We start from the raw sequence: 21,641 nt of genomic DNA, 5'->3' as shown, positions 1-21,641 counted from the left end.
CCGGGCACGGCGTCAGACAAGCGCGCTCACCATCGCTTCGCGCACCGCGTCGATCAACTGGCTCGCCGTAAACGATGGCCCCGCCAGTCTGGCAGCTTCGCCATGAAGCCACAACGCTTCCTTGGCGGCAAGCACCGTATTGCAAGTGACCGCCAAACGCGCCGCCATGATCCCTGCCAGCACATCGCCGCTGCCTGCAACCGAAAGCCAGCTTGGCGCGCGCGGGGCGATCCGGACCACGCCGCTGGGCGAGGCGATGATGCTTTGCGGGCCTTTGAACACCACCACCGCCTGGACCAATTGCGCCATCGCCAAGGCGCGCTCGGGCCTTGTCCGATCGGCAGGGAGCCCGAAGCGGTTTTCGAGCGCGGTCATCTCGCCGTCGTGGGGGGTGAGAATCAGCCCGCCCACCGGGCGTGGCAGCAGCCCGGGGGACAGCAGCATCAAGGCATCGGCATCGATCACCGCCGGTATCCGCGAGGAAAGAACCCCCGAAAGCCGCGTCCGCGCGCGCTCATCCCGGCCTTGACCCGGCCCGATCAGCACCGCGCTCGTCCTTCGATCGGCAAGCTCGCGCATCATTGCCCCCGCATCGGGCGCGGCGACGAACACCAGATCGGGCGGCATGCCATCAACGCGCTGCGGCGCCACCAATTTGACATAGCCTGCACCGGCCCGCATCGCCGCTTCGGCTGACAGCAGGGGCGCGCCCGGCATTGCCCCGCCGATCACGGTCACCAACCCGCGCGTGTACTTGTGCGCATTCACCGGCGGAGCTTCGATCCGCGGCCGCGCCAGCACATGCGCCGCGCCGGGCACCGCGGCCACGCCGATATCGACCAGCTTGAGCATCCCCATCGCCGCCGAAGCCGGCTGCGCCAGATGCGCGAACTTCCACGCACCCAACGCCACCGTCAGGTCCCACGCGGGCAGGTCCGGGTTGAGCGCGGCGCCGCTGTCGCTTTCGATCCCGCTCGGCACATCGATCGCGATGCGGTGCAAATGGCTGGCCGCGAGCGCCCGAAGCTGAGCGGCCAGGTCTTCGGGCAATGCGCGCGCCAGGCCGCTGCCGAACAGGCAATCGACCAGCACGTCTCCGTGCGGCCTTGCGTCGGCCGCCAGCACGGCCCCACCATAAAGCGCGCGGGCATTGCGCGCAGCCTCGGTGGCAGGTTCGCGCGCGGGAACAAGCTGCACCGGGTTGCCGTGTTCCAACAAAGCCTGCGCGATCACATAGCCATCGCCGCCGTTGTTGCCAGGCCCGCACAGCACAGTCACCGGCCGACCCGCCGCCATCCGCCGCACCCATTCGCCCGCGCCGCGACCCGCCGTCTGCATCAGCGCATCGACCCCAGTGCTTCCTTCGGAAAACGTTCCCGCATCGATCAATGCCTGCTCGGCCTTGCGCATCTGCGCAACCGAGAGCACCTGGTTCAGGCGATCGGGGTCAACCGCCCCCCCGTTACTGAGTTTGGCCATTGGACGGCAACTCCCGCGCCGGGAACACGTAGCGGTCCTGCCCCACGCTTACGGCATAGCGGCCGTCTTCGGTCCAATTGCCGCCGGCGCCTTGCGCGCCATCGGCCGGCACCACGCCGCGCCCGTCAACAACCGCCTCGAACCGCCGGAACCCGCCATCGGGATGCCGCACGACCAGCAGCTTGCGATCCCCCTCGACCACGGTTTCGACCTTGCACTGGCTCGCCACGCCGGCCAGCACGCAATCGATCGGCCGCGCACCGGCGGCAGTATCGTCGTGCCTGGAGCAGCCGGAAACCGCCAGCATGGCCACCGTCAATAGTACGCGAACACGCATGTCGCTCAGCCGCGCTTCAACTGCGAAACATCGCGCACAGCACCGCGCGCGGCGCTTGTCGTCATCGCCGCATAAGCCTGCAACGCCACCGAAACCTTGCGCGGGCGGGCCTTTTCGGGCTGCCAGGCCAGATCGCCCTTCGCGTCCATCGCCGCGCGGCGGGCCGCCAGTTCCTCATCCGAAATCGCCAGCTTGATCGTGCGTGCGGGGATATCGATCTCGATCCGGTCGCCGTTTTGAACCAGGCCGATCGCGCCGCCCTCAGCCGCTTCGGGCGAGACGTGCCCGATCGACAGCCCCGAAGTGCCGCCCGAAAAGCGCCCGTCGGTGACCAGCGCGCAAGCCGCGCCCAGCCCTTTCGACTTGATATAGCTGGTCGGGTACAGCATTTCCTGCATCCCCGGTCCGCCGCGCGGCCCTTCGTAGCGGATCACCACCACGTCGCCCGCCACGACCTGCCCGGTCAGGATGCCCGTCACCGCCGCGTCCTGGCTTTCGAACACTTTGGCCGGCCCCGCGAAAACGTGGATCGCTTCATCGACGCCCGCGGTCTTCACGATGCAGCCATCGACGGCGATATTGCCCGACAGCACCGCGATCCCGCCGTCCTGCGAGAACGCGTTGTCGGCTGAACGGATCACGCCGTTCGCGCGATCGAGGTCCAATTCGTCCCAGCGCTCGTTCTGGCTGAACGCAGTCTGCGTCGGCACCCCACCCGGCGCGGCGCGGTAGAAATCCTGCACCGAAGCAGAATTGGTCTGTGAAATATCCCACTGCGCCAGCGCATCGGCCATCGTCTTGCTGTGCACTGTCGGCAAGTGCGTGTGAAGCAGCCCGGCGCGATCGAGTTCGCCCAGGATCGCCATGATCCCGCCCGCGCGGTGGACGTCTTCCATGTGCACGTCAGACTTGGCCGGCGCGACTTTCGACAGCACCGGCACGCGGCGTGACAAACGGTCGATATCGGCCATGGTGAAAGCCACCTCGCCCTCGTGCGCGGCGGCGAGCAGGTGGAGCACGGTGTTGGTCGATCCGCCCATCGCGATATCGAGGCTCATCGCATTCTCGAACGCTTCGAAGCCGGCGATATTGCGCGGCAAGGCGCTCTCGTCGTCCTGCTCGTAATATCGCTTGCACAGATCGACCGCGACGCGCCCGGCTTCGAGGAACAGCTTCTGCCGATCGGCGTGCGTCGCCAGCATCGAGCCGTTGCCCGGCAGCGACAGCCCCAGCGCCTCGGTCAGGCAGTTCATCGAATTGGCGGTGAACATGCCCGAGCACGATCCGCACGTCGGGCAGGCCGAACGCTCGATCGTCAGCACTTCCTCGTCGGTATATTTGTCGTCGGCGGCCGCGACCATCGCGTCGACCAGGTCCAATGCCACGGTCTTGCCCTTCAGCACGACTTTGCCCGCCTCCATCGGCCCGCCCGAAACGAACACCGCCGGGATGTTGATCCGCAGCGCCGCCATCAGCATGCCCGGCGTGATCTTGTCACAGTTGGAAATGCACACCATCGCATCGGCGCAATGCGCGTTGACCATGTATTCGACGCTGTCGGCGATCAGGTCGCGGCTGGGCAGCGAATAGAGCATGCCATCGTGCCCCATCGCGATCCCGTCATCGACCGCGATCGTGTTGAATTCCTTGGCAACCCCGCCCGCCGCCTCGATCTCGCGCGCGACCATCTGGCCCAGGTCCTTCAAGTGGACATGGCCCGGCACGAACTGCGTGAACGAATTGACCACCGCGATGATCGGCTTGCCGAAATCGCTGTCCTTCATCCCCGTCGCGCGCCACAATCCGCGCGCGCCCGCCATGTTGCGGCCATGGGTGGTGGTGCGGGAACGGTATGCGGGCATGAGGAAACGACCTTTGAAGCGATTATGGCAACCGCTCGCGCCCTAGTCCAGCGGCGCCCGGCCGTCGAAGGTTTAATTTGAGACGATTTGACGGCACACCCGCATCAGCCGATCGGCCCACACCGCTTGGCCTGCCGCATCGCCGATCTGGTCCTGCCGAACTTCCACACCGAGATAGAGCCGGCCGCAGACTTCGGCGTGACGGTTCATCGTCGCGTTGAGCAGCGCGCCCGAATAGGGGAGTTGGTCGCCGACGTTGAGGCCTTCGGCTTCGAGCAGCGGAATCGCCAAGCGGGCGCCGCGATCGTCCTGGTTGTAGAGCACGCCGACATGCCACGGGCGCGGTTCTGCGCGGCTCGACAATGCTGGCGTGAAGCTGTGGAGCGAAAGGATCAGTGCTGGCGGATTGGCGGCGAGATTCGCCTCGATTGCCGCATGATAGGGCCGGTGGAAGCGATCCAGCCGCTGGGCAACACCCGCCGCGTCGAGCCTGTTGCCCGGAATTGCGTAGCCATCGCTTTCGATCGGCACCAGTCCGGGCGCGTCTTCCTCCCGATTGAAATCGCAGACCAACCGGCTGACGTTGCCCAATAGCGCGGCGAAATACGGATCGGCGGCGACCATGCGTTCGGCCACCTCGGCCACGCCGATGTCGAGCGCCATGTGCTGATCCATCAGCGCCGGATCGATGCCCAGGTCAGTGCCGGGCGGAACGCGGTTCGAGGCGTGATCGCCGATAATCAGGATGCCACCCGGCGTTGGGGTTCCGACCACGTGGCAGGCAGGCTGGTCGCTCACCGCAAAGCTCCGGTCGCGTACCACCAATCGGGATGTGCGGCAGCGAGTTGGGCTTGTGCGGCCATGGTTTCGGCCTCGCTTTCGTACAACCCGAAACAGGTCGCGCCCGAGCCCGACATGCGCGCCAACCACGGGCGGGTTGTCGCCAGCGCGGCGAGGATGTCGCCGATCGCCGGGCAAAGCAATTGCGCAGGGCTTGCAAGGTCGTTGCGGCCTGCTTGCGCGATCGCGCGCGCAGCACCCGCCGGCAACGGGCCACGGTCAGTCCCGTCCCAGGCCTTGAACACCGGCCCGGTCGCCAGCGGCAGGCGCGGGTTGACGAGCAGCGCCCACAGTCCGGCCAGGTTGTTGTCGAGCGGCGCCAGGTCAGTACCGGTGCCGGTGCCGATACAGGCCACGCTGGCGACGCAAGCCGGCACATCGGCGCCGAGTTTTGCAGCCTTTTCCCGCCAGTTGTCGGGTAAACCAAAGTTGCGTTCGACCATCCGGAACACCGCGCCCGCATCGGCCGAGCCCCCGCCCAGCCCCGCTGCTACCGGGAGCCGCTTCTCAAGCATGACGTTCCATCCACGGCCATGCGGCAATGAATTCAACGCCTTAGCGACGATATTTCCGAATGGGTCTTCAAGTGCACCACAAAACTCGCCGGTGACGTGCAATTCATCGCGCGTCGATGGTGTGGCCGTTAACCGATCGCCGAAATCGACAAACGCAAACAGCGTCTCCAATTCGTGATATCCATCCTCGCGCCGCCGCCGAACATGCAGCGCAAGGTTGATCTTGGCGTAGGCTGGTTCGAGGATCGTCAATCAACCCACTCACATATTGGGATAATTCGGCCCACCGCCACCCTCGGGCGTCACCCATTCGATGTTCTGGGTGGTGTCCTTGATGTCGCAGGTCTTGCAGTGGACGCAGTTCTGCGCGTTGATCTGCAAGCGCGGCTTGCCGTCCTCGATCCCGAGGAATTCGTACACTCCGGCCGGGCAAAAGCGCGCCTCGGGTCCCCCATAAAGCGGCAGGTTGATCCGCGTCGGCACAGTCGGGTCCTTGAGCACGAGGTGGCACGGCTGGTCCTCCTCATGGTTGGTGAAAGACAGCGCAACCGACGACAGACGATCGAAACTGACCACGCCGTCGGGCTTGGGATAAACGATCGGCTTGAACAGATCGGCGCGCTGCGTGCCCGAAGCGTCGGTGTGGTGCTTCATCGGCTTGGCCAGCCCGAACCCGAACAGCGTGCGCAGCCACATGTCGGCGCCCGCGAACAGCGTGCCCCAGCTTCCGCCCCACTTGGCCACAAGTGGTTCCGCATTCTGGACTTTCTTGAGTTCGGTAGCGATCCAGCTATCGCGCACGGCGGTATCGTATTCGCCCAGTTCGTCCTTCTCGCGACCCGCCTTGACCGCGGCCACGATCGCTTCGGCCGCCAGCATCCCGCTTTTCATCGCGGTATGGCTGCCCTTGATGCGGGGCACGTTGACGAAGCCCGCCGAGCACCCGATCAGCGCGCCGCCGGGGAAGGCCAGCTTGGGCACCGACTGCCAGCCGCCTTCGTTGATCGCGCGCGCGCCGTAAGACACGCGCCGCCCGCCTTCCAGCAATGCACGGATCGAAGGGTGCTGCTTCCAGCGCTGAAATTCCTCGTACGGATAAACATACGGGTTGGCGTAATCGAGCGCGGTCACGAAACCGAGCGCAACCTGGTTGTTCGACTGGTGGTACAGGAACCCGCCGCCCCAGGCATTGCTTTCGGTCAGCGGCCAGCCTTGCGTGTGCAGCACGCGGCCGGGCACGTGCTTTTCGGGATCTATGTCCCACAATTCCTTGATGCCGATGCCGTAGACTTGCGGCTGGCAATCACGCTCCAGGTCGAAGTGCGACTTCAGACGCTTTGTCAGGTGTCCGCGCGCGCCCTCTGCAAACAAAGTGTATTTTGCGTGAAGTTCCATGCCGGGCTGGTAATCGCCCTTGTGGCTGCCGTCCTTGGCCACGCCCATGTCCTGGGTGGCGACGCCCATCACTGCGCCGGCTTCATCGAACAGCACTTCGGATGCGGGGAAGCCGGGGAATATCTCGACCCCCATGTCGCCGGCCTTCTCGCCCAGCCAGCGGCACAAGTTGCCCAGGCTGCCGGTATAATTGCCGTGGTTCGACATGAATGGAGGCATCGGCCAGTGCGGGATCGCAACGTGGCCCTTCTTGGTCAGCACCCAGTGCCAGTTGTCGGTCACCGGCGTTTCGGCCATCGGGCAACCGTCATCGCGCCAGGTGGGCAGCAATTCGTCGAACGCCTTGGGATCGACCACCGCGCCCGACAGAATGTGCGCGCCGATTTCCGAGCCCTTTTCGAGCACGCAGACCGAAATCTCGGAATCGAGCTGTTTCAACCGGATCGCCGCTGCCAGTCCCGCCGGGCCACCGCCGACGATGACCACATCGTACGGCATCGATTCGCGTTCGCTCATCCCTCAAACTCCTTCGCCGGCCCGGACTGCCGCGTGAGGGCATCGTCCGGGCGGGTTAATCGCGCAATTGATCACTTGCGGCCTTGATAGAGGGGGCGGGGAAGGTCAAGACCGCTGTGGGGTCAGGCATAACGGGATCGGTGGGCGAATTTGGCGTTCGGGCAGGCCAGTGCTGCGGTTGGGGATCGGCAAGGCTGGTCTCGCGCATCGCTCGAAGCCGCGCTGGGCTGGTGGGCCGATGCCGGCGTCGACAGCACTTTCCATGATGAACCGGCCGACTGGCTGGCCGCTGCGGGCGAAAGCAAGGCTGCTCCGGCACAAGCCACGGCCCCCATTCCGACCACACAGCCCGAGTCCACCCGGCGTCCAACCGATGCACGCGAACGGATGGCCACAAGCGAAGCCATTGCGCCGATCGGTGGCAATCCCGCTCACTGGCCGCAACGCCTTGAAGACTTCGCAAGCTGGTGGCTCACCGAAGCCAGCCTCAGCCCTGCCCCCGCCGCTGCGCGCGTGCCGTCCGCCGGGCCTGCGGGCGCGCCGCTGATGGTCCTGGTGCCGATGCCCGAACCGGGCGATTCACAAGTGCTGCTGGCTGGCCGCGAGGGCAAATTGCTCGATGCGATCCTCAGCGCGATGGGCTTGGCCCGCACCGAAATATATCTGGCCAGCGCACTGCCCGCAGCCATGGCCATGCCTGATTGGCATGCGCTCCGCGATGCCGGTCTTGGCGCAGTGGTCATGCATCATGTTGCGCTCGCAATGCCGCAAAGGCTGCTGGTTTTGGGCAAAACCGACATTTCATCGCTGATCACGCACGATCCAGCGAATAACGCTGCGATTTTACCAACGGTTAACCAAGAGAGGGCCAGCGTGCCATTGGTTCTGGACTTTGCGCTGGCAACTTTGCTGGCGCAGCCGTCGCTCAAGCGACGAATCTGGATGAACTGGCTCGAATGGACGGAAGCGGGGCTGCAATGACAATGGCGCGCATGATGCGCATAGCTGGGCGTTCTGTTGGCCTCACTGGCGCGGCGCTGGCCGTGGCCGGAGCGCTTGCGCCCACCCCCTCGTTCGCCAACAGCGCGGCCATGGACTACTTCACCAAGCGCGCCGACCGGACCGCGGTGCCAAAGCTGCTCACGCTGGACGAGCGCACCTTTTACGGCCAGGTATTCAAGGCGATCGATCGCAGCGACTGGAAGCAGGTCCAGGATTTGCTCGCGACCAAGCCCGAAGGCCCGCTCCACGCGGTAGCCAAGGCGCAGTTCTACGCCGCTGCCGGATCGCCCAAGGCCGATGGTGCCGCGCTGGCCACGTTGCTCGGCCAGGCGCCCGAGTTGCCGTGGGCGGATCAGCTCGGCCGGCTCGCGGTCAAGCGCGGGGTCACCGCGCTGCCCTTGCTGCCCGGCACGCAGGAATTCTCCAGCCTGCCTCGCCTGCCCGCCCGCTCGCGCCCGCGCAGTGCTTCGGATGGCACGATGCCCGACAGCATCGCTGCGGCCATCAACGAAAAGATCAAGTACGACGATCCCGACAGCGCCAAGTTGCTGCTCGACGGGGTCGATGCCACGCTCTCGCCCGCCGCGCGCGCCGAATGGCGGCAAAAGGTGGGCTGGTCGTACTTCATCGAGGGTCGCGATGCCGATGCGCGCAAGGTCGCATTGTCGGCCACCGAAGGGTCTGGCGCGTGGGTGGCCGAAGGGCTGTGGACCGCGGGCCTGGCCGCATGGCGTTCGGGCGACAACCAGGTTGCCGCCGAATCGTTCGAAAAAGCCGCTGCCGTCGCCGAAAACACCGAACTGACCTCGGCCGCCTGGTACTGGGCCAGCCGTGCCCATTTGCGCGCACGCGAACCACAGAAGGTTGCGGCCGCCTTGCGCAATGCCGCAAGGCAACGCGATTCGCTGTACGGCATGATCGCCGCCGAATCGCTCGGGCTGCGCGCGCCGCAAGCGCAGGTTTCCGCCGATTTCAACTCGGACGACTGGCTGAATCTGCGCAACCTGCCCAACGTCCGCGCCGCCGTGGCGCTCGCCGAAATCGGCGAAGACAGCCTGGCCGACGAAGTGCTGCGTTATCAGGCGCGGATCGGCGATCCTTCGCACTACGCCCCGCTGTCGCGGCTCGCGCGAGAGATCGGCCTGCCCGGCACGCAATTGTGGATGGCCTACAATGCGCCTGTCGGCGCCCGCGCCGATGAATCCGCAAGGTTTCCGGCACCCAAGTGGACCCCGGCCAACGGCTGGCAAGTCGATCCGGCACTGGTCTTCGCGCACACCTTGCAGGAATCGGTGTTCCGGCCGACCGTGGTCAGCCCGGCCGGTGCGCGCGGGCTGATGCAGATCATGCCCGCCGCTGCGCGCGACCATGCCGGCGAACTGGGCGTGAGCGGCAATGCCACCGATCTCAACCGCCCCACCGTCAACCTCGCGTTCGGCCAGGCGCACCTGCGCACGCTCAGCCAGTCGAACGCCACCGGCGGGCTGCTGCCCAAGGTGATCGCCGCTTACAACGCCGGCCCGCAGCCGGTCGATCGTTGGAACACGCAGATCCGCGACAACGGCGATCCGCTGCTGTGGATGGAATCGATCCCCTACTGGGAAACGCGCGGCTACGTGGCGACGGTGCTGCGCAACTACTGGATGTATGAAAAGCAGGCGGGCGGGCCGTCCGAAAGCCGGTTGGGTCTGGCGCAAGGCATGTGGCCGCGCTTCCCTGGGCTGTCGGGTGCCGGTTCGGTGCGCGTCGCCTATAACGGGCTGGCCAAATGACGATCGACCCCGAACGGACGTTCAAGCCGGTTTCGATTGCCTTGCTCACCGTGTCGGATACGCGACAGTCGCATGACGATACTTCGGGCGACTTGCTGGCGGAGCGCGTCAAGGCCGCCGGGCACAAACTCGCCATGCGCTCGATCGAAAAGGACGACGTGGCTCGGATCGCCAGCCGGCTGAACAACTGGATCGACGATCGCGAGATCGACGCGGTGATCATCACCGGCGGCACCGGCCTCACCGGGCGCGATGTGACACCCGAGGCGCTTGACAAGGTGGTCGATTCGGGCGGCGGCAAGCATATTCCCGGCTTCGGCGAACTGTTTCGCTGGGTCAGTTACCAGACCATCGGCACCTCCACGATCCAGTCGCGCGCTTGCGCGATCGTGGCGCGCGGCACTTATATCTTCGCGCTGCCAGGCTCGAACGGCGCGGTGAAGGACGGCTGGGACCTGATCCTTGCCGAACAGCTCGACAGCCGCAATCGCCCCTGCAACTTCGTCGAATTGATGCCGAGATTGCGCGAAGTTTGAGTGCCGGGCCGCTGCCTTAAGCCGATTTTTACCATCGCTCGCTAGTGCTGAACACCCAGCCGGAACCAGTTCCCAACGGGTGGGAGCATGATGCCGGCCGATATCGCAAACCCCCGACCAGCCATCGCCGCAAGGGCGCTCCTCCGGCGAATCGACCCCCGTCGCAACGGGTTGCACTTGCTTCCGACGAACTGCGCTGCAGCCGTTCGGACAATCGGGGCATGCATCCTTGGCGTCACGCTGTTCGTCCTCGTACTCGATGCCCTCATCTTTCGGCACAGCCTGCCCCCCGGCTATGCGGCATTCTACACCAGCCCCCTCCTCCCGCGGACCCCCGTGCTGTGCGTGATGGCCGCGATCGAAGAATTCAAGTTCCGGCTGCTGCTCATGACCGGGCTGACAATGGCGGTCGCCCTGCGGCGCGGGCGGGTTTCGAACGGCCAATTCATCGCGATCATCCTGGTATCGCAGCTTTGCCTGGTCTGGCCGATGGTGCTGGCCGCCCCGCTGTACGGCGCATTGCGCTATTGGGCGGTGGGCGCCGTGTGGGGCTGGCTTTACTGGCGGCACGGCTGGCTGGCCGGGTTGGCCGGCCACGCGACAACGCATCTGCTGCTGGACCCGCTGCTGCTGCTGGCATTGGGCAGTCTTCATTAGGGTTTGACTAGACTCGGCCATTTGTTCGCTATATGTTCCATCCATGGAATATACCAAGGGCCGTGGAGCGACCAGCAATCGAACCAGCAACCGCTTCAACGTGCCCGGGCGAGAAGTCGATGGTGACTGGCTGGACGAGCAACACGCGCAAGACCTGATATCGCGGCCGAAAACCACAGTTCAGCGGCTGCACCCCAAGACCATCGTTTCGTTCAACCAATCGCCCGACATTCCTTTCGACCGCAGCCTGAACGCTTACCAGGGCTGCGAGCACGGCTGTATCTATTGCTATGCCCGCCCCACGCACGCCTACCAGGACTTGTCGCCGGGGATCGATTTCGAAACGAAGCTGTTCGCCAAGCCAACGGCCGCCGCATTGCTGCGCAAGACCTTCGCCGCGCGCGGATACAAGCCTGCGCCGCTGGCGATGGGCACCAACACCGATCCGTATCAGCCGATCGAGGCGCAGTACGGCATCACCCGCGAAGTGCTGGAAGTGTGCCTGGAGGCGCGGCACCCGGTCACGATCACCACCAAGTCGGACCGCGTGCTGCGCGATCTCGACTTGCTGGCCGAACTGGCCAGGCACGATCTGGTGGCGGTGGCGATTTCGGTGACCAGCCTCGATGCCGGGCTGTCACGCCTGCTCGAACCGCGTGCAGCAACGCCTGCCAAACGGCTGGCAGCTCTGGGAAAACTGGTCGAGGCAGGCGTGCCAGCGCACATTTCGGTATCGCCGATCATCCCGGCCATCACCGACCCGTTCATCGAAGCGATCCTGGCCGAAGCGGGTGGCCTGGGCGTGCGTTCGGCAAGCTGGATCATGGTGCGGTTGCCACTCGAAGTCGCGCCGCTGTTCCGCGAATGGCTGGACGCGCACTTCCCCGATCGCGCGGCCAAGGTCATGCACACGATCCAATCGATGCGCGCAGGACGCGACAACGACCCCGGCTTCTTTTCGCGAATGAAACCGGAGGGCGTGTGGGCCGATCTGGTGCGCGCACGGTTCCGCAACGCGTGCAAACGCGCCGGGATCGATCAGCAAAAGCTCAAGCTGGACAGCACCCGGTTTCGCCCGCCGCGTCTGGACGGACAGCTCGCGCTGTTCGCCTGACGCAGCCGTCAGGCGCTGGCAGTGGTGTTGGCGCTGTTCATCTTGCTGCCGACCGTGTTGTAAGTATTGGTCAGTGAATTGCCGAGGCTCTGCATCGCGGTGACAAGCGCCACGCCAACAAATGCGGCAAGCAGGCCATACTCGATCGCGGTGGCACCAGCCTCGTCGCGGAGCAGATTTTCAATCAAACGCATCAGACAGTCTCCATGTCATCCCCTGCCCACGACCCCCCGGCCGCTGGCCTGACGGGCTGTAATATTGAGACTCCTAACCCTCCGTTAAAAATATCTCAGTGCTGACCCAAGCAATTACCGGCCCAAGCAATTACCGGCCCGCAGTAGAGCCCAGCGCGGTGCGTTCGTTGCGAACCCAGCGTTCGCGCCCCGACAGGAACGCGAACCAGCCCCAGATCGCGCCGGCGTGGCGCAGCAACTGGAACGTGAAGGGCTCGGCAAACGAGGCCAGCAGCGCCGGGCCAAGGTCAAGCCCTTCGCGCTGCCCGGTCCAGCGCTTGTAGATCGTCAGGCTCCACAGATGGAACGTGAGGTCGATCGCGATCTTCGCCACCATGATCAGCAGGATCGGCAAGGCCAGGAAAAACCGCCCGGTCGCCAGCAGCGCGATCAGGATGAAAAATGCCGCCATGCCATAAACCGGCTGAAGCGTATCGAGCGCCTTGACCACCAGCATCCGCGTGCCGAGCTTGCCGTAATGCGCGTTGCCAACCATGTCGCGGTTCCAGTGCTGGGTCTGCAAGAACCCGCCAAACCAGCGGCGGCGCTGGCGCAGGAATGCCATCGGGCTGGCCGGCGCGTCGGTGCTAGCCAAGGCCGCGCCGATCACGCGCACGGTCCAGTCGCGTCCGGTATCGGCGGCGTGGCGGTGCAGACGGTGGATCAGTTCGTAGTCCTCGACCATGCAATCGGGATCGAACCCACCCACCTCGATTACCGCGGTGCGCCGGAACGCGGCGAACGCACCCGAAATCAGCAGCAGCCCGCGCTGCCCTTCCCAGGCATAACGCGACAGGAAGTTGCGGACATATTCGTAGCTCTGGAACCACTGGAACATCCGCGCCATCGGCGTCGGCCCGCAAATCGGCGCCAGTACGCCGGTGGCCGCAACCAGCGCCGGCTCGACCGCGAACGCACGGCGCATCGCCTTGAGCGCACCCGGTGCGATCAGCGTATCGGCATCGACCGTCAGCACCACTTCGGTATCGGCGTGAAGCAGCGCGGCGTTGAGCGCGCGCGCCTTGCCTCCGTGCGGCAGCCGCAGCCAGCGCAAGCTTGCCATGCCCGGCGCCGGGCCGGACATTTCCCCCGACGAGGGGGTTTCGAGGCCATAAAGTTGCTTGAGCACGGCGGGCGTATCGTCGCTCGATCCGTCATCGGCGAGCAGGATCAGTTCGGGCGGATCGGCTTGTCCCGCCAGCGCCTCGATCGTCTGGCTGAGCACGCGCGCTTCGTTGTGCGCGGCCACGATCACGCCCAGCGTCGGCCGGCGCGGTTCGGCAGTCGCGACGATGGCGGGTTGCCCGTGGCGCAGCGGCAGGATGGCCCAGGCGGTAAACACCAGCAGCGCGGTATCGTAAACGATATAGGCTATGCCCACGCTCCAGGTCAGCACGCCGTTGCGCAACCAGGCCTGCGTGATCAAGGCCGCGAACACGAACAACGGCACCAGGCTGATCACCCTTCCGGCAAGCGGCACGCGGCGCGGACTGATGCGGGGCGATTGCTGCGCGAAAACGTGATTCATCATGTTCATGCGCGGCAGATGCTCTATCCTGGCTGAACCGAAGCTTGAAACAAGCCACGGAAGCTGGCTATCCGGGGGAGGTTGCTGAGGCGCGGCAAACAGCCATGCGGTTTTGGAGTCAAGCTCAATGAACGACAAATACACCAAAGGGGCGGTCGTGCTCCACTGGCTGGTTGCAATCGGAATTATCGTCAATCTGTGGATCGGCTTACGCTTCGACTACACGCCCGAAGACAGCATCCGCGCCGCGATCAATTTCCACAAGTCGCTCGGCATTACCGTGCTCGGCCTGGTGATCCTGCGGGTGCTGTGGCGCCTGACTCACGTGCCGCCCGCGATCCCGACGACGTATCAGGCGTGGGAGCAGAAGCTCTCGCGCCTTGTCCACGGGCTGCTTTACGGGCTGATCGTGCTGGTGCCGTTCTCGGGCTGGCTGCACGATTCGGCGTGGAAAGACGCGGCCAAGCACCCGCTGGTGCTGTTCGATGTTGTCCCCTGGTTCCGCCTTCCCATCGTCAATGGCCTGACCGATGCGCAGAAGGACCATTGGCATGACTTGCTGGGCGGCCTGCACACCGCGACCGCATACGTGTTGCTTGCCGCCGTGGCGCTGCACATTCTGGGCGCGCTGAAGCACCAGTTCCTCGACAAGCACCGCGAATTGCAGCGCATGTGGTTTTGATCTGACTTCAGGAGGTGCGCGGCCTGACGGCAAACCTGCTCAGGCCGCGCCCTCCAGCGTGTAATCGCGGAACTGTTCGCGCAAGTCCTTCTTGCTGATCTTGCCGGTGCCGGTGTGGGGGATGGCGTCGACGAATTCGACCGCGTCGGGCAGCCACCATTTGGCCACCTTGTCGGCCAGGAAATCCCGGATTTCCGTGTCGGTCACGTCTGCCCCGGCCTTCTTCACCACCACCAGGATCGGTCGTTCGTCCCACTTGGGGTGCGCGATGCCGATCGCCGCCGCCTCGGCCACTGCGGGATGGCCCACCGCCGCGTTTTCCAGCTCGACCGAGCTGATCCACTCACCGCCCGACTTGATCACGTCCTTTGTGCGGTCGGTCAATTGCAGCGTGCCATCGGGGTGCAGCACCGCCACATCGCCGGTATCGAACCATTGATCGGCATCGACCGCATCCCGCTCGGCCTTGAAGTAGCGTTTGACCACCCACGGCCCGCGCACCTGCAAGGCGCCTGCGGTCAGCCCGTCGCGCGGCAGCACTTTGCCCGGGTCATCGAGATCGACGCAGCGCAATTCCACGCCGAACGGCACGCGGCCCTGGTACGATTTGATCGTGACCTGATCTTCGAAGCTGCGATCGTCCCAATCCCACGATTCGGCGCCGGTGGTGCCGATCGGTGAAGTCTCGGTCATGCCCCAGGCGTGGACCACGCGCACGCCCTGGCCCATGAACCGTTCGATCATCGAGCGCGGCATCGCCGATCCGCCGCACACGACCTGCTTGAGATCGGGCAGCGTATCGCCACCGGCATCGAGGTGCTGGAGCACCGACAGCCATACAGTGGGCACGCCAGCCGATGCGGTGACTTTTTCTCGGCGCAACAAGTCGCACAGTACCACCGGATCGTTGACCGCCGAATAGACGAACTTGGCTCCCGCCGCCGCACCCAGCCACGGCAGGCCCCAACTTGCGGCATGGAACATCGGCACCACCGGCAGCATCACCGTGCGGCAATCCATCGCGTGGACTTGCGGTTGCAGCCCGCTGATCGCGTGGAGCATGGTCGAACGGTGCTCGTACAGCACGCCTTTGGGATTGCCGGTGGTGCCGCTGGTATAGCACAGCATGCACGGATCGCGCTCGTTTGCATCGGCCCACGGCGCGGTGCCCGGATACGCCGCGATCCAGTCCTCGAAAGCCGGTGCCGGCTGGGCTGAATCGAAGCAGATGTAGTGCTCCACCGTGGGCCAGCGCGCCTTCATCCGTTCGACCAGCGGCGCAAAGGCCGCGTCGAAGATCATTATCCGGTCTTCGGCGTGGTTTACGATGTAGTCGAGCTGATCGTCGAACAGCCGCGGATTAAGCGTGTGGAGCACGCCGCCTGCCCCCACCGCGCCATACCAGGTAACCAGATGCCGTGCATGGTTCATCGCCAATGTCGCCACCCGCTCGCCCGGCTTCAGGCCGGCGGCACGCAAGGCCTCGGCCATTTTTGCCGCATCGCGGCGCACGCCGGCCCAGGTGGTGCGGGTTTCGCTGCCATCGGCCCAATGCGTGACGATTTCCCGTTCGCCATGCTCGCGCGCGGCGTGGTCGATCAGGTGCGTGACCAGCAGTTGCCAGTCCTGCATCGCCCCAATGTTGTTTGGGCCCGGTTGCATGCGCTTATCCCCTCCTGCCCATTCGGTCGGGCTTATGTCACCAGCCGCAAATGCCGGTCGGGCCGTGCGGTCAGCGCCACATTGGCCAATCCTTCGATCCCGATCAACTTTTCCGCGATCTCGCTGTCGAGCCGGAAGTCGGCGCCCAGCTTCACCAATGGCTCGCGCGGCCCCCCGGTGCGCAGTCGCGCGCGCACTTCGCCCTTGGCATCCGCCCCACGCGTCAGCATCAGTGCCAGTTCGGACAGCGCCTCGGGCCGGTGCACTTCCAGGCTCAGCACCATCCGCGCGGCGCTCGTCACCGAAGCCAGCGGCCGCGCACTGCGCACGGTGATGCGCGGCGGTTCGTCGGGGCTGGGCCGATCGAGTTCGACATTGAGCAGCACGCAGGTGCCCTCTTTCGCCCATTGCAAGAACGAATCGACCAACCCTTCCTCGAAGCACGAGGCCGAGAATTGTCCGCTGCTGTCCGAAAAATCGGCGGCGATGAAGTCCTTGCCGCGCTTGGTCTTGCGCCGCTGGACGTTTTCGATCAGCGCCGACATCACCGCGCCGGTGCGGGCTTCGCCGCCCTCGTTGCCGCCGGTCATCAGGCTGCCATAGGTTCGTGCACCGTTAGCACCCGCGATCGCGCGCCATTCCTCCACCGGGTGCGCGGCGAAGTAGAAGCCGAACGTATCGCGCTCCTTCGCCATCATGTCGGCGCGCGACCATGGCGCCGCCTCGACAAGCCGCACGCCCGGAGCGGCATGGTCATCGCCGCCGAACAGCGCGGCCTGCCCGCTGACCCGGCTGCGCGCCGCCTCATCCGCTACCGCAAGCAGCGTTTCGGCGCTGGCGAATACCTTCGCGCGATTCGGCTCAAGCTCGTCGAACGCCCCCGCACCCGCCAAGGCTTCCAGCCCGCGCCGGTTCATCACGCCTGCGGGCAAACGGCGGAACAAGTCGTCGAGGCTGGTGAACGCGCCCTTGGCATCCCGCTCGGCCACCAGCGCGTCCATCGCCTTTTCGCCGACGTTGCGCAGGCCAGCCAGCGCATAGCGCACCGCGTGGCCTTCATCGGTGCGCTCGACCGTGAATTCGGCTTCGGAGGCGTTGATGTCCGGCCCTGCCAGCGCCACGCCGCAGCGGCGCATGTCGTCCACGAAAATCGCCAGCTTTTCAGACTGATGCATGTCGAAGCACATCGATGCCGCATAGAATTCGTGGGGGTAATGCGTCTTCAGCCACGCGGTCTGGTACGCCAGCAACGCATAGGCGGCGGCGTGGCTCTTGTTGAAGCCATAGCCCGCGAACTTGTCGATCAAGTCGAACAGCTCGCTGGCCTTGGCTTGCTCGATGCCCGAAACGTCCTTGCAGCCGGCGACGAACCGCGCGCGCTGCGCATCCATTTCCTTCTGGTCCTTCTTGCCCATCGCGCGGCGCAGCAAGTCGGCATCGCCCAGCGAGTAACCGCTGAGGATCTGCGCGGCCTGCATCACCTGTTCCTGATAGACGAAAATTCCGTAAGTCTCGGACAGGATGCCTTCGAGCTTGGCGTGCGGGTATTCGATCGATTCGAGCCCGTTCTTGCGCCGGCCGAACAGCGGAATGTTGTCCATCGGACCCGGCCGGTAGAGTGAAACGAGCGCGATGATGTCGCCGAACGCGGTCGGCTTCACTGCCGCCAGCGTGCGCCGCATGCCTTCGGATTCGAGCTGGAACACCCCCACCGTCGCGCCCGACTGAAGCAGCTTGTACGTCTGCTCATCATCCCACGCCAGCGCCGACAGATCGATGCCGACCCCGCGCTTTTCCATCAGTTGCACCGCCTTTTGCAGCACCGACAACGTCTTCAGGCCAAGAAAGTCGAACTTGACCAGCCCCGAATCCTCGACGTGCTTCATGTCGTACTGCGTGACCGGCATGTCCGAGCGCGGATCGCGGTACAGCGGCACCAGTTGCGCCAGCGGCCGATCACCGATCACCACGCCCGCCGCGTGGGTTGAGCTGTTGCGCGGCAGCCCCTCTAGCTGCATCGCCAGGTCGATCAGACGCTTGGTGTCCTCGTCACGATCGTATTCGCGCTTGAATTCGACCACGCCGTTCAAGGTGCGCGGCAGCGTCCACGGGTCGGTCGGGTGGTTGGGCACCAGCTTGCACAGCCGGTCGACCTGGCCGTAGCTCATCTGCAGAATGCGCCCGGTATCGCGCAGCACCGCACGCGCCTTGAGTTTACCGAACGTGATGATCTGCGCGACGTGATCGTGGCCATATTTGGCCTGGACATAGCGGATCACTTCGCCGCGCCGCGTTTCGCAGAAGTCGATGTCGAAGTCGGGCATCGACACGCGCTCGGGGTTGAGAAAGCGTTCGAACAGCAGACCCAGCTTCAGCGGATCGAGATCGGTGATGGTCAGCGCCCACGCCACCACGCTGCCCGCGCCCGAACCACGCCCCGGCCCCACCGGGATGTCCTGATCCTTGGCCCACTTGATGAAATCGGCCACGATCAGGAAATACCCGGCAAAGCCCATGCGGTTGATGACGTCGATCTCGAATTCGAGGCGATCCTTGTACGTCTTGACCTCGTCCCAGAACCCGTTCGTCCTGAGCCCGTCGAAGGAGTGCTCGCTTTCTGCCAGGTCGGCAGGAAGGCAGGACAGGGCTTCGACAAGCTCAGCCCGAACGGATTCTGGGTAACGGTGCTCGATCCGGGCAATCAAACCGCTGCGCGAATCCGCCGCCATGGCGAGCGCTTCGCCTTCCTGGTCGCCGGCAAGGCTGGGCAGGATCGGCTTGCGCTTGGGTGGCAGGAACGCGCAGCGTTGCGCCACTACCAGCGTGTTGGCGATCGCCTCGGGCAAGTCGGCGAACAGGTCCTGCATCACCGGTGCCGGCTTGATCCACCATTCGCGCGATGAACGCGGGCGGTCGGTGCTGTCGACGTGCGTGCCGCTGGCAATGCACAGCATGGCATCGTGCGCCGAGTAGAAATGCGGATCGGCGTAACTGGCGGGATTGGTGGCCACCAGCGGTAGATCGCGCGCATAAGCCAGATCGATCAGCGCATCTTCCGCCGCCTGCTCGATCGCCTCGCCGCGCCGCGCCAGTTCGATGTAGAGCCGGTTGGGGAACAGTTCCTGCAATCGATCGGCATAAGCCTCGCCGGCCGCGTGCTGGCCTTCGCCGTAAAGCCTGGCCAGCGCGCCCTCGCCCGCCGCTGTCAGCGCGATCAGGCCCTGGGTGCGGCCCACAAGATCGGCGAGTCCTACATGTGGCGCCAATTCGAGCGGACGATCGAGATGCGCGCGGCTGACAAGATCGCACAAATTGTCATACCCGGCCTCATCCTGCGCGTAGAGCGCCAGCCAGTCGACCACCGTAGTCGCAGGCCCGAACCCCGGCGCGGCTCCGCCGCGTTCGGGCCGCGCCACGCCCAGCATAGTCCCGATGATCGGTTGCACGCCGGCAGCCTTGGCTGCCGAAGCGAACGCAACCGCGCCATAAAGCCCGTTGCGGTCGGTGATCGCGATCGCCGGAAACTTCCGATCGGAAGCGGTGCGCGCGATGATCTTGGGATCCACCGCGCCATCAAGCAAGGTGTAGCTGGAGAACACGCGCAACGGCACGAACGGGGCGTGAGACATGGCTCCGTCTATGACCCCCTGGCCGGTCCAATCAAGTGCAATGCACCCCGCCGGTGGGGAAAACGCTTGATCACCAGCCCAGCGCGTGGCCTGATAGCGCAACATCGAGGCCGAATCCCATCGGTCCGCTGGTCGCCCGCAACCATCCGGCAGGAACCATGCCCGCCGCGAACGAGGGACCTTGTGCCATGACCGCCCAATCGAGCAACCTAGTCGCCCGCGCCAAGGCGCTGATCATGCAACCCGCCAGCGAATGGCCGGTGATCGCCGCCGAGCCTTCCACCCCCGCTGACCTGATGCGCGGGTGGGCCGTGCCGCTCGCCGCGATCGGGCCGATTTGCGCGTTCATCCACGGGCAGGTGTTCGGCTTCGGCGCGTTCGGGATCAACTATCGCCCGGGAATCGTGGCCGGGCTTTCGACGCTGGTGGTCACCTATATCCTCGGGCTGGTCGCGGTCGTGGTGGTGGCGCTGGTGGCGCAGAATGTCGCGCCGCGCTTTGGCGGCGTGGCCGACCGGACGAGCGCGTTCAAGCTGGTCGTTTATGGCAGCACCGCGGCCTGGGTCGCGGGTGTGTTCCAGTTGATTCCTGGCCTTGGCCTGCTGGGCGTGCTGGGGCTCTACAGCCTTTACCTCTATTACGTCGGCGCGACCTCGGTGATGCGCGTACCGCAGGACAAGGCGGCGGGTTTCACCGCCGTCACGGTCCTGGCAGCAGCGCTGCTCTATTTCGTGGTCTTCGCGGTTTCGAGCGCATTTCTGGGGATGTTCGGCGGCGGGCTGGGTTCGCATGTGGCCGACAGTTCGGGCACGGTTTCGGGCAAGATCGCGATACCCGGCGGCGGCACGGTCGATGTGGGCGCGCTCAATGCCGCGACCGAGCAGATGAAGGCCAACCAGAACCGCACGGCCGTCAGCCCCGACAAGCTTCAGGCGCTGCTACCGCAATCGATCGGCGGCTACCAGCGCACCGCCATCGAAAGCGGCGCGGCGGGTGGCATCGGCAGCAACGCCGACGGCACCTACACCGGCAACGGCAACACCTTCCATCTCAAGGTGACCGACATGGCCGCGCTGGGTTCGATCGCCGCGATGGGCAGCGCGCTGGGCGTGAGCGCCAGCAAGTCCGACGCCAATGGCTACGAAAAAACCGGCACCGTCGACGGCCACATGCAGACCGAGGAATGGCGCAACGACAGCCATTCGGGGAAGTTCAGCGTGATGCTGGACAATCGCTTCTCGGTCGAAGCCGAAGGCAACGCCGCCAGCATCGATGAACTCAAGGCTGCGGTTGCTGCAATCGACAAGGGCGCGCTCGGGAAGTTGTAAGAAACCCTACAACAGCTTGGCAACATCCTTATCGAGCGATTCGGGCTTATCGGTCGGCGCGTAGCGACGCACGACCTTGCCTTGCCGGTCGATCAGAAACTTGGTGAAGTTCCACTTGATGCCCTTGGTGCCCATCAGCCCGGGCGCCTCGGCCTTGAGCCAGTGATAGAGCGGAGCCTCGCCCGCGCCGTTGACGTCGATCTTCGCCATCAGCGGGAATGACACGCCGAAATTGATCTTGCAAAAGCTTTCGATCTCGTCAGCCGTGCCGGGTTCCTGCCCACCGAACTGGTTGCACGGAAACGCCACCACCTCGAAGCCCTGATCCTTGTACTTGTTCCACAGCGCCTCAAGCCCGTCATACTGCGGCGTAAAGCCGCACTTGCTGGCGGTGTTAACCACCAGCAGCACTTTTCCGAGTTTGTCGGCGAGGTTGATCTCCTCGCCGTTCGGCAGTTTCGCAGTAAAATCGGCGATCGTTGTCATGGCAGCCCCCAGCCCGTTATCTGGTCGCGGAACCTACCGCTCCCGCCGGGTTGGTCAACCCCGGCCAG

The 21,641-nt window shown here is 65.0% G+C and carries 18 protein-coding genes; 7 read left to right on the top strand and 11 right to left on the bottom strand.

Features of this window, described 5'->3' with window-relative positions; translation table 11 throughout:
- Positions 1-12: 12 nt before the first annotated feature.
- From Q0R16_RS02630 to Q0R16_RS02605, 6 genes are all read right to left on the bottom strand, one after another.
- Positions 13-1,479: an NAD(P)H-hydrate dehydratase gene (locus Q0R16_RS02630; protein WP_295631516.1), complete on the bottom strand. Its 1,467-nt coding sequence runs from the start codon at positions 1,477-1,479 to the stop codon at positions 13-15.
- Positions 1,463-1,816, bottom strand: a complete 354-nt coding sequence (locus tag Q0R16_RS02625; protein WP_295631515.1) for a hypothetical protein — start codon at positions 1,814-1,816, stop codon at positions 1,463-1,465. The genes Q0R16_RS02630 and Q0R16_RS02625 overlap by 17 nt, the downstream gene beginning before the upstream one ends.
- A gap of 5 nt (positions 1,817-1,821) precedes the next feature.
- Positions 1,822-3,678: a dihydroxy-acid dehydratase gene (gene ilvD, locus Q0R16_RS02620; RefSeq protein WP_295631514.1), complete on the bottom strand. Its 1,857-nt coding sequence runs from the start codon at positions 3,676-3,678 to the stop codon at positions 1,822-1,824.
- A 72-nt stretch (positions 3,679-3,750) separates the two neighbouring features.
- Entirely contained in the window at positions 3,751-4,476 is a 726-nt protein-coding gene (locus tag Q0R16_RS02615) for an N-formylglutamate amidohydrolase (RefSeq protein ID WP_295631513.1), read from the bottom strand.
- Entirely contained in the window at positions 4,473-5,285 is an 813-nt protein-coding gene (locus Q0R16_RS02610; protein ID WP_295631511.1) for a 4-(cytidine 5'-diphospho)-2-C-methyl-D-erythritol kinase, read from the bottom strand. The genes Q0R16_RS02615 and Q0R16_RS02610 overlap by 4 nt, the downstream gene beginning before the upstream one ends.
- A 9-nt stretch (positions 5,286-5,294) precedes the next feature.
- A complete protein-coding gene (locus Q0R16_RS02605) occupies positions 5,295-6,944 on the bottom strand; it encodes an electron transfer flavoprotein-ubiquinone oxidoreductase (RefSeq protein ID WP_295631509.1) in 1,650 nt (549 codons plus the stop codon).
- A 150-nt stretch (positions 6,945-7,094) separates the two neighbouring features.
- Here Q0R16_RS02605 and Q0R16_RS02600 point away from each other — a divergent pair, with 150 nt between their 5' ends.
- From Q0R16_RS02600 to Q0R16_RS02580, 5 genes are all read left to right on the top strand, one after another.
- Positions 7,095-7,925, top strand: a complete 831-nt coding sequence (locus tag Q0R16_RS02600; protein ID WP_295631507.1) for a hypothetical protein — start codon at positions 7,095-7,097, stop codon at positions 7,923-7,925.
- Between the two features lie 14 nt (positions 7,926-7,939).
- A complete protein-coding gene (locus Q0R16_RS02595; protein WP_295631542.1) occupies positions 7,940-9,718 on the top strand; it encodes a transglycosylase SLT domain-containing protein in 1,779 nt (592 codons plus the stop codon).
- On the top strand, positions 9,715-10,254 hold the full coding sequence (gene moaB / locus Q0R16_RS02590; RefSeq protein WP_295631505.1) for a molybdenum cofactor biosynthesis protein B: 540 nt from the start codon (positions 9,715-9,717) through the stop codon (positions 10,252-10,254). The genes Q0R16_RS02595 and moaB overlap by 4 nt, the downstream gene beginning before the upstream one ends.
- A gap of 177 nt (positions 10,255-10,431) precedes the next feature.
- Positions 10,432-10,911 carry a hypothetical protein gene (locus Q0R16_RS02585; protein WP_295631503.1) on the top strand — a complete coding sequence of 160 codons (480 nt, stop codon included), beginning with the start codon at positions 10,432-10,434 and terminating at the stop codon, positions 10,909-10,911.
- Positions 10,912-10,954: 43 nt separating this feature from the next.
- Positions 10,955-12,025 carry a PA0069 family radical SAM protein gene (locus Q0R16_RS02580; RefSeq protein ID WP_295631501.1) on the top strand — a complete coding sequence of 357 codons (1,071 nt, stop codon included), beginning with the start codon at positions 10,955-10,957 and terminating at the stop codon, positions 12,023-12,025.
- Positions 12,026-12,033: 8 nt separating this feature from the next.
- Here the strand turns inward: Q0R16_RS02580 and Q0R16_RS02575 are convergent, their stop codons facing one another.
- Together Q0R16_RS02575 and Q0R16_RS02570 are read right to left on the bottom strand one after the other, a co-directional pair.
- Complete coding sequence (locus Q0R16_RS02575; RefSeq protein WP_295631499.1) at positions 12,034-12,219, bottom strand: Flp family type IVb pilin; 186 nt, start codon at positions 12,217-12,219, stop codon at positions 12,034-12,036.
- 130 nt (positions 12,220-12,349) lie between these two features.
- Positions 12,350-13,795 carry a glycosyltransferase gene (locus Q0R16_RS02570; RefSeq protein ID WP_295631497.1) on the bottom strand — a complete coding sequence of 482 codons (1,446 nt, stop codon included), beginning with the start codon at positions 13,793-13,795 and terminating at the stop codon, positions 12,350-12,352.
- 118 nt (positions 13,796-13,913) lie between these two features.
- On the opposite strand from Q0R16_RS02570, the gene Q0R16_RS02565 reads away from it, so the two are divergent.
- Positions 13,914-14,468 carry a cytochrome b gene (locus Q0R16_RS02565; RefSeq protein WP_295631495.1) on the top strand — a complete coding sequence of 185 codons (555 nt, stop codon included), beginning with the start codon at positions 13,914-13,916 and terminating at the stop codon, positions 14,466-14,468.
- 39 nt (positions 14,469-14,507) lie between these two features.
- On the opposite strand, the gene Q0R16_RS02560 is transcribed toward Q0R16_RS02565, so the two are convergent.
- Both Q0R16_RS02560 and dnaE read right to left on the bottom strand, forming a co-directional pair.
- Complete coding sequence (locus Q0R16_RS02560; RefSeq protein ID WP_295631492.1) at positions 14,508-16,130, bottom strand: long-chain fatty acid--CoA ligase; 1,623 nt, start codon at positions 16,128-16,130, stop codon at positions 14,508-14,510.
- A 32-nt stretch (positions 16,131-16,162) separates the two neighbouring features.
- Entirely contained in the window at positions 16,163-19,759 is a 3,597-nt protein-coding gene (gene dnaE, locus Q0R16_RS02555) for a DNA polymerase III subunit alpha (RefSeq protein ID WP_295631490.1), read from the bottom strand.
- Between the two features lie 188 nt (positions 19,760-19,947).
- Between dnaE and Q0R16_RS02550 the strand changes: the two genes are divergently transcribed.
- A complete protein-coding gene (locus Q0R16_RS02550; RefSeq protein ID WP_295631488.1) occupies positions 19,948-21,087 on the top strand; it encodes a YIP1 family protein in 1,140 nt (379 codons plus the stop codon).
- A gap of 6 nt (positions 21,088-21,093) precedes the next feature.
- On the opposite strand, the gene Q0R16_RS02545 is transcribed toward Q0R16_RS02550, so the two are convergent.
- The gene (locus Q0R16_RS02545) at positions 21,094-21,573 is read right to left on the bottom strand and encodes a glutathione peroxidase (protein WP_295631486.1); all 480 of its coding nucleotides are present in this window, start codon (positions 21,571-21,573) and stop codon (positions 21,094-21,096) included.
- Positions 21,574-21,641: the final 68 nt, after the last annotated feature.

The organism is Novosphingobium sp. (assembly GCF_025351285.1).
Lineage (GTDB): Bacteria > Pseudomonadota > Alphaproteobacteria > Sphingomonadales > Sphingomonadaceae > Novosphingobium.
This window is presented reverse-complemented; position numbering and strand designations above follow the sequence as displayed.